At 44.1% G+C, this 12720-nt stretch carries 12 protein-coding genes and 1 pseudogene; 4 read left to right on the top strand and 9 right to left on the bottom strand.

Annotated features, from left to right (window positions below; translation table 11 throughout):
* Window positions 1-81: 81 nt before the first annotated feature.
* Complete coding sequence (locus VL20_RS22625; protein ID WP_052277887.1) at window positions 82-1311, top strand: class I SAM-dependent methyltransferase; 1230 nt, start codon at window positions 82-84, stop codon at window positions 1309-1311.
* Here the strand turns inward: VL20_RS22625 and VL20_RS22630 are convergent.
* The 5 genes from VL20_RS22630 to VL20_RS22650 all read right to left on the bottom strand — a co-directional run bounded on the left by VL20_RS22630 (window position 1288) and on the right by VL20_RS22650 (window position 6256).
* Window positions 1288-2274 (bottom strand): DMT family transporter, encoded by a 987-nt coding sequence (locus VL20_RS22630; protein ID WP_052277888.1) that lies wholly within the window; start codon window positions 2272-2274, stop codon window positions 1288-1290. The two genes, VL20_RS22625 and VL20_RS22630, sit on opposite strands and share 24 nt — an antisense overlap.
* A gap of 315 nt (window positions 2275-2589) precedes the next feature.
* Window positions 2590-3633 carry an AI-2E family transporter gene (locus VL20_RS22635; RefSeq protein ID WP_052277889.1) on the bottom strand — a complete coding sequence of 348 codons (1044 nt, stop codon included), beginning with the start codon at window positions 3631-3633 and terminating at the stop codon, window positions 2590-2592.
* A gap of 29 nt (window positions 3634-3662) precedes the next feature.
* On the bottom strand, window positions 3663-4523 hold the full coding sequence (locus VL20_RS22640) for a shikimate dehydrogenase (RefSeq protein WP_052278552.1): 861 nt from the start codon (window positions 4521-4523) through the stop codon (window positions 3663-3665).
* A gap of 64 nt (window positions 4524-4587) precedes the next feature.
* Window positions 4588-4965 carry a hypothetical protein gene (locus VL20_RS22645; RefSeq protein ID WP_052277890.1) on the bottom strand — a complete coding sequence of 126 codons (378 nt, stop codon included), beginning with the start codon at window positions 4963-4965 and terminating at the stop codon, window positions 4588-4590.
* Window positions 4966-5260: 295 nt separating this feature from the next.
* Window positions 5261-6256 carry an amino acid ABC transporter permease gene (locus VL20_RS22650; protein ID WP_052277891.1) on the bottom strand — a complete coding sequence of 332 codons (996 nt, stop codon included), beginning with the start codon at window positions 6254-6256 and terminating at the stop codon, window positions 5261-5263.
* A 205-nt stretch (window positions 6257-6461) separates the two neighbouring features.
* Between VL20_RS22650 and VL20_RS22655 the strand changes: the two genes are divergently transcribed.
* Window positions 6462-6977, top strand: a complete 516-nt coding sequence (locus tag VL20_RS22655) for a single-stranded DNA-binding protein (RefSeq protein WP_052277892.1) — start codon at window positions 6462-6464, stop codon at window positions 6975-6977.
* A gap of 163 nt (window positions 6978-7140) precedes the next feature.
* Here the strand turns inward: VL20_RS22655 and VL20_RS22660 are convergent, their stop codons facing one another.
* From VL20_RS22660 to VL20_RS22670, 4 genes are all read right to left on the bottom strand, one after another.
* Window positions 7141-7353 (bottom strand): hypothetical protein, encoded by a 213-nt coding sequence (locus VL20_RS22660; RefSeq protein ID WP_002758270.1) that lies wholly within the window; start codon window positions 7351-7353, stop codon window positions 7141-7143.
* The gene (locus tag VL20_RS22665; protein ID WP_002758272.1) at window positions 7340-7555 is read right to left on the bottom strand and encodes a PIN domain-containing protein; all 216 of its coding nucleotides are present in this window, start codon (window positions 7553-7555) and stop codon (window positions 7340-7342) included. The genes VL20_RS22660 and VL20_RS22665 overlap by 14 nt, the downstream gene beginning before the upstream one ends.
* 1 nt (window position 7556) lies before the next feature.
* Window positions 7557-7730, bottom strand: coding sequence for a hypothetical protein (locus tag VL20_RS31910; protein ID WP_167341563.1), 174 nt, complete (start codon window positions 7728-7730; stop codon window positions 7557-7559).
* A gap of 467 nt (window positions 7731-8197) precedes the next feature.
* Window positions 8198-9769, bottom strand: a complete 1572-nt coding sequence (locus VL20_RS22670; RefSeq protein WP_052277893.1) for a Na+/H+ antiporter — start codon at window positions 9767-9769, stop codon at window positions 8198-8200.
* Between the two features lie 135 nt (window positions 9770-9904).
* On the opposite strand from VL20_RS22670, the gene VL20_RS22675 reads away from it, so the two are divergent.
* A complete protein-coding gene (locus VL20_RS22675) occupies window positions 9905-10444 on the top strand; it encodes a DUF3038 domain-containing protein (RefSeq protein ID WP_052278553.1) in 540 nt (179 codons plus the stop codon).
* An 857-nt stretch (window positions 10445-11301) separates the two neighbouring features.
* Window positions 11302-12638: pseudogene (locus VL20_RS22680) on the top strand (DUF4335 domain-containing protein).
* Window positions 12639-12720 lie beyond the last annotated feature (82 nt).

Consider the following 12720-nt stretch of genomic DNA (forward strand, 5'->3'; position numbering starts at 1 on the left):
CACAATTAAGTCTGTGACCTGATGACAAACACGATAATTTATGATAGGGGGAAAGGATTATAGTTTTCGGGAAAGCAAGGTATGGATTTACAGAAATTCTTAGAAAAACTGCCCCAACAGTATCAGGATTGGGGATCGCCTCTAATGTCGCCTATTTCCGAGCAATTAACCCTTTTAAGCGAAAAAACCGCCTCCTATCCCGATCGCAATCTCTTTCCCCTGCTCAATCTCGCCGTTGCCTGTCTGCAACCGGACGAGGTTTACTGTCAAGTGGGTTGTTTTCGTCGCGGTAGTTTAGTCGCCGCTTTCTGCAATAATAGCGATCGCTGCGGTTATGGCGTAGAAGCTTTTTTTAAATACGATCCATCGGGAGAAAAGCTAACTATATTATCTGAGGATTTGGAGGATTTTCAACTATCAGAACAGATATTTTTAAGCGATCAAGAAACGGAAAACTTTTTCGATGATCTGGAAGAATTAAACAGTGAAGAAAAGCTGGGAGTTTATTACTACGATGCCGCCGAAGACTATCGCTCTCTCTTTATCTCCTTACTTTTAGCCAAAAAATTCTGGTCTGATTCCGCTTTAATTATGATCAATAAATGTCAGCATCCTGCTCTCCAACAGGCCATAAAAGATTTTATTAAAACCCATCCCCAAGCCCAGATAATTTTAGATGATCAAGTCGCTAATCACGGTTTGCTTGGTTTGAAAAATATTTGTTTATTAGCTTGGAATGCTCCCCCAGGGATAACAGCGCTAAAATCCCCGAAAAAACTGGTTTTAAATGTGGGTTGTGGCCCCTATAATCCCGAAGCTTTACCCAAACTATTCCGCGATGGTAATTGGCAAGAAATTCGCCTCGATATTAATACTGCTGTTAACCCCGATATTTTAGGAACGATTACCGATTTAAGTGCTGTTCCCGATAACTCCGTCGATGCGGTTTTTTCTAGTCATAATCTAGAACATATTTATCATTACGAAGTTCCCATCGCGCTGGAGGAATTTAAACGCATTCTTAAACCCGAAGGCTTTTTGATGATCGTGGTTCCCGATATGCAAACCGCCGCCGAATTTGTCGCTAGAGGCGATATGGAAAATGAACCTTTATATATTTCTCCCGGTGGTCCTGTGCGGGCTTTATGGATGTTTTACGGCATGGGAACAGAAGTCCCCGGAATGCCCTATATGGCTCATAAAACCGGTTTTACCTCCCAAAATCTCAACCAGAAATTACAAGAAGCAAATTTTGCCAGAGTCGAGGTAATTCGCACGGAATTTGAGTTAGTTGCTTTTGGGTATAAGTGAGGAAAGATTAGCAAAAATTGCCCGCAATTGTGGGGCGATTCTTTCCCTTTGATTGATTAAATAAATACTAACGAGGGTTAAAGATACCCCCGCCCATTGCAATATGCTTAACATCTCACCGAGGAATAAATTCCCGAAAGTGAGGGCAAAAACCGGAGTTAAAAAAGTTAAAGAACTTAAACTGGTTAAATTGCCCTTGGCGGCTAAATAAAAGAATACTCCATAGGCGATTGCACTACCAAAAATAGTGGCATAACTTAAAGCTAACCAACCATTTAAATCTACATTTTGCCATTGATGGGATTCGGTGAAACCTGAAGCTAAAAATAGCGGCAATCCTCCTAAAATCATGTGCCATCCGGTGGCGCTGACGGGATCCGCATGACGACAGACAAACCGGATTAACACTGTTCCCACCGCCATGGATAGGGAAGCCAAAAGCATGAGCATTTCGCCGCTATTTAGTAATTCCTGCCAGCTAAAGTCAATATTTACCGCTTTTTGTCCAAAAAAGTCATAAAACCATTGATCGGGCAAGCCAATTAAACTAATTCCCCCAATTCCTAAACCCAATCCCAACCATCCCCAGACACCGATAACTTCTTTAAATAGCCAACTGGACATTAAAGCCACCGCTAGGGGTTGGGAGTCAATAATTACCGATCCTAACCCTGCCCCGGTGCGATTTAATCCCAATGCCAGAAAACTTTGAAAAAGAGTGCCATCCATGAGAGCAAAAAGGGCAATCCATAACCATGCTTGCAGGGTTTTGGGCTGAGGACGACCTAAAAACCAAGCTACCATTAAAACTAACATTCCGGCGGGAACCAGGCGAATTGCCGCCATAAATAGGGGGGTGGTGTGGGGGATAACACCCTTCATCGCTACCATCGCTGTTCCCCAGAGAAAAAACGGTGAGATAAGTAAGAGGGGCGAGGATTTCTTTAAATCTAGGTTTTCCATAGGTAAGTAGCTGGTTATAATTAAATTAAAAATGGATTTTAGGTTCGATCCCCCCTGCCCCCCTTGATAAGGGGGGAAGCCGAAGGCGGGGGGATCCCCCTTGATAAGGGGGGAAGCCGAAGGCGGGGGATCCCCCTTGATAAGGGGGTGCCGATCCCCCCTTAATCCCCCCTTAATAAGGGGGGTGCCGATCCCCCCTTAATCCCCCCTTAATAAGGGGGGCATCTGATAACTTTTAACGCCTACCTACTTAGCGATCGAGTTTTGTAGATAACAAATTTCTCTAATTGTATAGTAGAGACTGGGGATCAGCCCTTAATTCTCTTGACTTTCTTCTAACTGATTTTCCTCTAAAGCTGTTATTGGTTTTTCTTCCCCGTAACTGATCCAGATCGCAATCATTCCGGCGATAGGAATGGAGAGAAAAACCCCTAATAATCCCGCAATTCTTTCGCCGATAAAGAGAGATAAAAACAAAATTACTGGGTTTAATTCTAGGGCATTGCCCATAACTTTAGGGCGAATAATATTATCTTGAATTTGCACCAAGACAACACAGACAATAAAAGCTTTAACGGCAATTGCTAGTCCCTGGGAGGTAAAAGTCAAGATAGTTACTAACAAAATGCCCAGGGTTGCCCCGATACCCGGGATAGCATCAATAACACCGAGAATACCCGCTAAAATTAGCCCGTATTTGATTCCTAATAGGGAAAAACTCAAGAAACTCGTCACCGATAAAAAGAGCATTAACAACAGTTGCCCGCGAATAAATCCCAGAAAACTTTGTCGAAAAGACTTGGCAAAACGCTCCCGGTATGCTGGGGGGAGAAGTTGCAAAAAACCTCGCCAAAGTTTATCACCATCGATGAGCATATAAACACTGATCACCGCCCCGAAAATGCCCGTAAAGACACTGGAAAAAACTCCCTGTACGAGCGATAAACCTGTGGCTAAACCGGTTTGTAAGCTTCCCACCATTTTATTCAAATCTAACCGATCGAGAAAGTCTTGAAAGGGTAAAAAATCTTTTTGACTAAGGGCATCGGTAAGATTGAATAGTAGTCCTCTCCCCTGATTAACCGCTTCTAATCCTATGCCTGTGACTAATCTAAATAGGAGGATAAAAGCTGCTAGGGTGGTAATAGCAATGGCTAGTCCTCTCGGTAGATAACGGGATAACCAAACCACAGGATAATTTAATAGGGCGGCCAGAATCGCTGAACCAGTAAAAATAGCGATCATCCCGTAGAAATAGTTAATTAAGATAATTAGACTCCAGCCACAGCCAAATAATAATAGATAGCGCACTAGAATCGAGTTATTCAGAGTTTTCCAAAAGGAGCTAGAAGGGGGCATAAATCAAGCCAGAAATAGGATTTTAACATTTAGAATTGTTTTAACAAAGCTTCCCGCATGACCGAGACGGGGACGGGTTGACCTAACCAGATTTCTAGTGCGATCGCTCCCTGATTAACTAACATTTCTAACCCATCAATAATTCTTATCCCTCTAGTCTGGGCTAACCGGAGAAATTTGGTCGGCCGGGGATTATAAATTAGATCGTATACGATCGCCGATGGGGGTAAAAGATCTAATAATTCTAACTCTATTGGGGATTGTTCGCCCTGGGGGGACATTCCGATGGGGGTAGAATTAATCAGGAGTTCTGTGATGGATAGCAGCCCCTCTAATTCGTCCCAGCCATGCACTTCTAGGAGGTCATAGAGGCTGGTATTCGCCCAACTTTCTTTAAAAGGATCTAATTTCTTTTGATTGCGTCCTACCACATGAATTTCGCCACAGCCCAACTGGGCGCAAGCCACCACTACCGCCCGGGCAGCGCCGCCATTGCCCAAAATAACTGGATTCACCTGACTCCAATCTTTGTCAAGGGATTTCAAGGGTGCGAGAAAGCCATCCACATCGGTATTTGTTCCCTGCCAGCCGGTTTCCGTGCGCCAGACGGTATTAACTGCGCCTACTAGCCTGGCTTTCTCGGTAATTTGCGATAATAAGGGAATAATTGCTAATTTATGGGGAATCGTGACGCTAAAACCCTGTAGATCGATGGCGGACAAACCAGCGATCGCATCTGTCAAATTTTCCGGGGCGATCGGGAGGGGAAGATAGACATAATTTAGCCCCAAGGCATCGATAGCGGCATTGTGCATGAGGGGAGAAAGAGTATGGCCGATGGGATCGCCGATTACGCCTAATAACTTGGTTTTTCCGTTAATAATGGTCATAAAAAAGGTGGGCTTTCCCCACCAAAGTTTAATCTTAAGGGTAGCCAATGCTCCCCTTACTATACTATTTCTTGATTTCGCGGGCCATTTTCAGGAAAGGATTGATATTGTCATCGTTAGCGCGACGAACGTTATCATTAGCACCATTAGCCTTACTATTAGCCTCGGAAGTGGCCGATTTTGCCACAATACCGTTATCGGTGACTTTGCTGACTTCCATAGAAGAAATCTGTTTAATCGATTCGCCACCCTTTTTATTCGAGGCAGTTTTCGGGAAAGTACGTCGGATCGTGATCGGTGTCCGCATAAAGTCGATATTACCGAGAGTTTTAGCGTCATCGGGTTCCAAGTAAAAAGCCTCTTTCGGTTCCGGTGCGCTCATATCCATCGGTTCATCGACGTATTTCGTCTTATTGCCAAACAGGCCAAAGAATCCAGCCATTTTCTCGCTCTCCTAAATAAATATATTTACCATAAATTGCTGCTCATTGTTAAATAATATCAATATTTATGACAAAAAGCCAGGTAGGGTGTGCTGAATAAGTCTGTTGGTGGGGTTAGTAGCCGGTCATCAGGAGACAGGAGACAGGAGACTCCGAGACAGGAGACTCCGAGACGGGAGACAGGAGTCAGTATTCAGGAGTCAGTATTCAGGAGTCAGTATTCAGGAGTCAGGAGATTATTTTTATTTATTATCCCCACACCCCACACCCCACACCCTACACCCCACACCCCAATCAACGCTGTTCTAACCTACGACTGGCTAGGGACATAGAATAACAGAAAATCCAGTAAATAAAAGCCAAAAATAGATAAACCTCTGGATAATCGCCGATAAATTTCGGATTAGCCAAAACCGATCCTGCCATACCCAGGAGATCCACCAGTCCCACGATCGCCAGTAGAGAAGTATCCTTAAATAAACTGATAAATTGACCAACAATAGCGGGAATGACCGCTTTTAAAGCTTGGGGTAGAACGATCAATAATAAAACGAAAATCGGTTTTAAACCCAAAGCTCTGGCCGCTTCAATTTGACCTTTGGGAATCGCTTGTAAACCACCCCGGACATTTTCGGCCAGATAGGCTGCTGCAAAAAGGGTAAATCCGGCGATCGCTCTGATCACCCGTTCCGGTCTCGTCCCGGCGGGTAAAATTAAAGGTAACATCACCTGGGCCATGAATAAAATTCCCAACAAAGGTAAACCGCGCAATAATTCGATATAACCAATAGATAGCCAACGAATTGCTGGTAATTCACTCTGTCTCCCTAGGGCCAATAATACTCCCAAGGGGAAAGATAAAATCATACTTGCGATCGCTACTAATAAAGTTAAGATTAAACCACTGAGATCATCGAGGGGAATTGCCTTTAAAAATAATCCCCCCAATAGTAACCAAGCAATTAAAGGTAAAGTCAATAACCAAATCAATCCCCACCAGCGTTGGAGAAAAGCGGGACAATCGGGGAAGCGACCCCGGTTTAATTGCCAAGAAAACAGCGATAAAGCCGCAATTATCGTTAAAATCAGCCAAATTCGCCATATTGACTGCTCTGGATAACGACCGACCACAAATAAACCGAGATTTTCCGTCACTACAGCCCATTTTGCCTGAGTTATCGCCCAATCGAGAAAACTTAAGCCACCCCAGAGGCTGAGAAATAGACCCGCAAGGGTTAAGATGACGTTGTACCAAGTGTTAAAGAGATTTTTTCTTAACCAGAGTCCCATAAAATTCCCTAACCTCCACAGTGGTGATCATTGTACTTTTTCAGTACAATGGTGCTAAGTAGGAAGGCACAATTATTTGTAGGATGGGTTAACGGTAGCGTAACCCATGCGGGCGTTGGGTTTCATGCTTCAACCCAACCTACGTTCATCTTATATTTAATTCCACCCACCCACTTATTAGAAAAATTCAGACTGATTTTCGACCATGAACAGTTGCATTTTAATGGCTAAAATTGTCCGTCGTCCCGAATTACGTTATACCCAAGATAATCAAACTCCCTACGCTCAAATGTTAGTCGAGTTTTCTCCCAATCGTGCCGAGGCAACCCCGGCTAATTTAAGGGCCGTAGCTTGGGGAAATTTGGCCTCAGAAGTCGCTCAGAACTATAATGAAGGCGATCGGGTAATTTTGGAAGGTCGTCTCTCCATGCAGACGATCGATCGTCCCGAAGGTTTTAAGGAAAAACGGGCCGAATTAGTCATTAGTCATCTCTATCATCTTGACGGCAGCATGAGTAGCGGTGAAATGACGGCCCCGACTCCAGAAAAAGTCGTGCCAATCAATACCCACAAATCGAATAAAACCCCGGTGGAAAAACCCGTCGCACCTGTCTCCACTGGGGACTTTGAATACGACGCATCCTATGAACTTTCTAATCCTTCCGCTTGGCAACCCAGCGACACATCGGTGGAGGAAAATTTAGACGATATTCCTTTCTAAGTACCCCGACAGAATTAATGGCTCTTCTCGATTTTGTCTGATAATTTTTGCCTATGGAATCGTGAAATGCTTATCGGGCAAGACTTTAAGCGCTATTTGGCGGATATTCTATCAGTATAGACCTCGTTTCCACACAGAAACCAGAAGAGCCAGTTCTTGCCTTCTAACCCCCTAACTCCCCACCATTGATACTTTTCTTTTGTTGAACGTAGCTCTGAAAATCGGCGAGGGTCAGTTCATCTAACCACTGGTGTCGCTCGGCGGTGTAATCGCCATGGCCGACTTCCAATTGTTGCAGGAAGCGGAGCATTCCCACCACCCCCAAAGAGTCAACTAAAGCTTGATATCCTTGTTTTCTCAGTTCAGCTAATTTCATTGCCATCCTCCTGTAAAGTCGCCATCAACCAAATCACGGGATTCTCTACCGTTACGTTAATTGAATCTCTATATTGTTGAGCTTTTCGCAGCAGCCTGTCATCGGTGGTCAGGAAAATATCAGCGCCCCCCGCTTCAGCAAAAGCCAGATGTAAGGCATCATAAAACTTAAAACCCAGTTGGGAGGTACGAAGTAGGGGCAATTCATGAATTGCCCCTACTGGCGATGGGCCTTTCCCTCGATACCATCCAACGGGCAGCTTCTACAGTAGCTTCTTGCCAAAATTCGGCATCAGTAGCAGCTATATCTGAATAATCGATATCAGAATCTTTCATCTGACCAAGGATCTTTAATTGTTCCTCTCTCGACATACTCATAGTAAATAATCACCTAAGTAGGTAGGCGTTAAAAATCATCAGATCCCCCCGCCTATCGGCACCCCCCTTATCAAGGGGGCAGGGGGGATCGAACCTAAAATCCATTTTTAATTTAATTATAACCAGCTACTTAACAATGTTAGCGAAATTTTGAACCCTATTACCGAATCTGACACACCGCGCCACAATCCCTCACGGAAGGCGATAGGTCGCCTGAGAAGCAGTAAAACAGGGGAAAATACCTGAGACTCCTTCCCCTATGAATCCCTAAGCTAGGGAGAAGAATATAAAGATTTATTAAATTGTAGCTTAGGATACAGTTGTGGGGGGAGTGTGTGCGATCAAACGCCCCCTCGTCCTCTCCCATGTGTCGAGAGATCCGATTCTGATCAATCTGTACCCAACCCATGTCAGAATTTTACGGGTGTAGAACAATAAAAAGTTCAGGTATATACCCCAAAATAGTCCTACTGTTCACTAATTTTACTTTCAGCGAGAATTTCTTGGAGGACGGGGGATAAATTGCTAGTTAAACGGCCGGCTCGAATAAATTCAGCGTAGGTATCAGCTTCGATATCTAGGAGGGTTTCCCGAAGTTGTTCCATTGTTAATAGTTGTAATTGGGGATAACTATCATTGAGAGATTGTATTTCCGCTTCTACAGTCTTTAACTTTTCTTTGACGAGATGCTGCTCATAACTAAAAAATTCGGGGGCAACATCGGGAGATTTATCTAACTTAGAAAGATAGTCTAAAACCCTTTTTAAAGCTACCCGTCGGGCTAAAAGTTCCGCATAGTTTTCTCGAATTGGTTGATCACCGATCAGGTCTAATCTCGATAGGAAAGTTTGAATAGTTAATCCCTGAACCAAAAGGGTAAAGAGAACAACTCCGAAAACTATATCGATGATATCCTGACGATTGGGAAAAATAACTGGCACACTTAAAGCTAGGGCAATAGAAACGGAACCGCGCAAACCTCCCCACCATAAAACCGTTTTTTCCCGCCAATTAATTTTAGTTTCCATCAAGGCATTACTAACAGTTGCCAAGGTAAAAGTAGCCAGAAAACGGGCCGCTACCACGGCGGCGATCGTGATAAAAATTAAATTGAGATTATCGGCTAAACTGGAGAGACGTATCTGATCGCCGATGAGGAGAAAAACGATCGAATTAACAAAAAAAGCGAGAAACTCCCAGAATTCCGTGACTAATAGCCTAGTACGGGGACTCATGCTGATTCTAGAGCCAAAATTACCCAAAATAATCCCCGTAGTCACCACTCCGATTACCCCCGAACCCCCGAACTCCTCGGTTAATAAATAAGCACCGTAAGCGGACACAAGAGTTAAAGACTGTTCCACTAGGGGTAAATCGAGACGTTGAGTCAGATAGGAGATACCAAAACCCACTAAACAACCCACTGCCACCCCGATACCGATAAAAGCGGCAATCCGGCTAATGGTTGTCTCTAAGGATAGACCACTAGCACCGAGGGGAATTTCCACCAAAAGAGCGAAAGCGACCACAGCGACCCCATCATTAAATAAGCTTTCCCCTTCCAAAAGCACGGTGAGTTTTTTACTGGCCCCTAATTCGCGAAAAAGAGCGACAACAGCGACGGGATCCGTAGAAGAAAGGCTTGCACCCACTAATAATGCCGTAAATAGGGGTAAATTAGTCAATTCATCTAGGGTAAAACCAACCCCGAAAATCGAGATAATTACGCCGACAATAGCGAAAAGACTGACGGGAATCCAATTATCCTTCAGATCTCGCCAGCGCGTATTCCAAGCGGCTTCAAATAGCAAAGGGGGCAGAAAAATTTCTAGAATCAGTTCGGGGGATAGGTTCACCAGACGGATATCGATAAAAGCTAAACCTAAACCGACTATCACTAACAATAGGGTGTAAGGAATTTGGCGAAACCAGCTAAAAATCCTCGAAACCGTGGCCACACTCAGGGAAACGGACAAAACAATTAGAAATTGTTCCAAATTTTGCTTAATGACTTCATCAGTAGCGGATTCTAAACTCATTGGGTGGGAGGCAATCGGTGAGCGGACGTGCAAGAAAAGAACAATCTAAATTATTATGACACTTTAGAACCAGTGATTTTTTCTCCTAAACCCAAGTTTTTCTCCTGGCAATTCCTTTTATCTATGTCCTTGACTATGCCTCAGTCTGCCGAGTCCTCCACGGGTGAGGATTTACCCCTAGCTATCTCACCCAGTAACGAGCAGTTAGAGAGTATTAATAGCTATTTAAACCTGATTTTGGCGGCTTTAGTCTCTCTAGCTAATTTAGACTCCGATTCTATCACCCAAGCAGCCCAGGAATTAGCCTTAGAACTGGATACAAGCGATCGCCTAGCTGCCCACTACTGGCAACCCCAGTCAAAACTTTCCCTCGCGGACATCCGTTCTCTAGTTCTCCTCCTCTGTCATCTAGCCCAAAAAAAGCAAGAGTTAATCCGTCGCGCCGTAATTCTTTTGGAACAAGTGGGGACTCAAGGACAAGAACCAGTCAAAACCACGCTTTTGGGCAATTATATCGCTAATTTTCGCTTAAAATACCCAGAAATATCGGAAAATAATCTCAGCGATTCTAGCCTGATTTCCCTAGCCTGGAAATTATTAATCGATTTATTGTTCTACAGCAGCCCCCGCAGTCATCTCCTTCTCTGGCACACCCTTTTGGCAAGTAAAAAGTAAAAAGGCTATCAGTCATCAGTTATCAGTTATCAGTTATCAGTTATCAGTTATCAGTTATCAGTTATCAGTTATCAGTTATCAGTTATCAGTTATCAGTTATCAGTTATCAGTTATCAGTTATCAGTTATCAGTTATCAGTTATCAGTTATCAGTTATCAGTTATCAGTTATCAGTTATCAGTTATCAGTTATCAGTTATCAGTTATCAGTTATCAGTTATCAGTTATCAGTTATCAGTTATCAGTTATCAGTTATCAGTTATCAGTTATCAGTTATCAGTTATCAGTTATCAGTTATCAGTTATCAGTTATCAGTTATCAGTTATCAGTTATCAGTTATCAGTTATCAGTTATCAGTTAAGTACCTAGGCAAAATTATTTACACATGACGATCATTGCCCCGTAAGGGTTTTAGCTCGATCGGGCAGGTAATTAATTTTGCATGACTACTTATCATACCATTTGGCTCTTCTCGACTTTGTGTGATAATTTTTGCTTATGGAATCGTGAAATGCTTATCAGGCAAGACTTTTAGTGCTATTTGGCGGAATAAACTATCAGTATAGACCTCGTTTCCACACAGAAACCAGAAGAGCCACCATTTTTCATAAGTAATGGCAGAGATGGTTAATCGCCCTAACCCCCCACCCCCCCTGCCCCCCCGACATCGGGGGGGTTGGGGGGCAAGGGGGGGTAAGATACCTGCCAAGAATAAAGAAAAATGGTATCAGATGTAAGTTTTCAGTTCACTGTTTACTGATCACTGATCACTGATCACTGATCACTGAAAAAAAAAGCTTCCCAGTTCATAATTCATAATTCATAATTCATAATTTATAATTCCCACCGATAACTAAAAATGAGTAATCTAATTCGCAAATATACACCCCCCACCTGTACCCTAGAAATTTGGGGAAATAGTTCGCCTCTAGCGGTTTGGTTAGGTAAAAATGTCTTAAACGATGCCCACTTTCAATTGCGCTTTGATGATCCTAGATTGAGTGAAGAAAAACAGGTGACGATCAAAGGCGATCGCACACAATTACAACTCCTAGGGGAAATTGTCGCTAATTATGTGCAGAATTTACTCTCTAGTCCCGTTTCTAGCCTCTCTTTCGTGGCTAGTAGTTCCCCCGAAAGTCATCTTCCCTCCTTACCCTCTCTCCATTGTCAGGGACTTCTCCAGCATCAATTATTTTTGGGTTCCCTGCTAACCGATCGAGATAAACAGGAGATTGAATTAACCACATCGCAATTATTCGATCTAGCCAATGCTTTAGGGGAATATAACCATGAAAGCCCCCTAATACCCCCTTTAATTCGCCAGAAAACTCGAAAAAATGCCCTGATCTGGACGGGATTAACCGCCTCAGCCCTAATAACTATCGGGGGAATAGCGATCGCATTTTATCAACAGCAAGAACTAACCAACAATGATTTAACCACCGATCCCAATAGCGCCAGGATTCCCCAACCCTTGCCAACGCTGCCTTTACCCCCCACGGGAACAGCCGCCCCAAACCCGCAGTTACCAGCAAATTTGGGCAATAAAACCCCTTTACCGCCACCGCCGCCCGTGGCAACCGTTCCAGCCCCAGTTCGCCCCTCTAGCGTCCCCCTAGTGATTCCGCCGTCCACTTTACCGCCGCCACCAGTCACAGGTTCGCTTCCCGGCGGCACGGCGATCATAATTGAACCGAATAATCAGAACATCCCGATTACTGCCCCCCCGTCACCAGCGCTCAGGGTACAAATGCACTAGCAAATATTCCCCCTACCACAATGAATCCGACTCCAGCACCGCCAAAATTGCCCAATTTACCGCCTCTAAGCCCTGTTAACCCCGAAAATGTCAATTTAGACCCCAAACCGCCCACAAGTACCGCTAAAGCCCCAGAGACGAACTTACTAGATACAATTCCCCAAGTGGCAGAAACCAGAGAATATTTTCAGTCCCGTTGGCAACCCCCGGAAAGTCTTAAGCATACTCTAGAGTACCGTTTGGTCTTAAATCAGGATGGTTCCCTAAAACAGATTATTCCCCTGGGACAGGCGGCGAAAATCTATCTCGATCGCACTAATATGCCCCTGCTCAATCAACCTTTCGTTTCTCCCCTCGATATCTCTGGTAATCCTCAATTGCGTCTAGTTCTTGGTTCTGATGGTACGGTGCGGACCTTTATGGAACAGCAATAGGCTGTAAGCTGCTCGCGGGTTGAAATTGCTTGTTGAGACGAGGCAACGGGCAAGAGGCAAGACCCCCCAACCCCTCAGGGGG

The organism is Microcystis panniformis FACHB-1757 (assembly GCF_001264245.1).
Lineage (GTDB): Bacteria > Cyanobacteriota > Cyanobacteriia > Cyanobacteriales > Microcystaceae > Microcystis > Microcystis panniformis.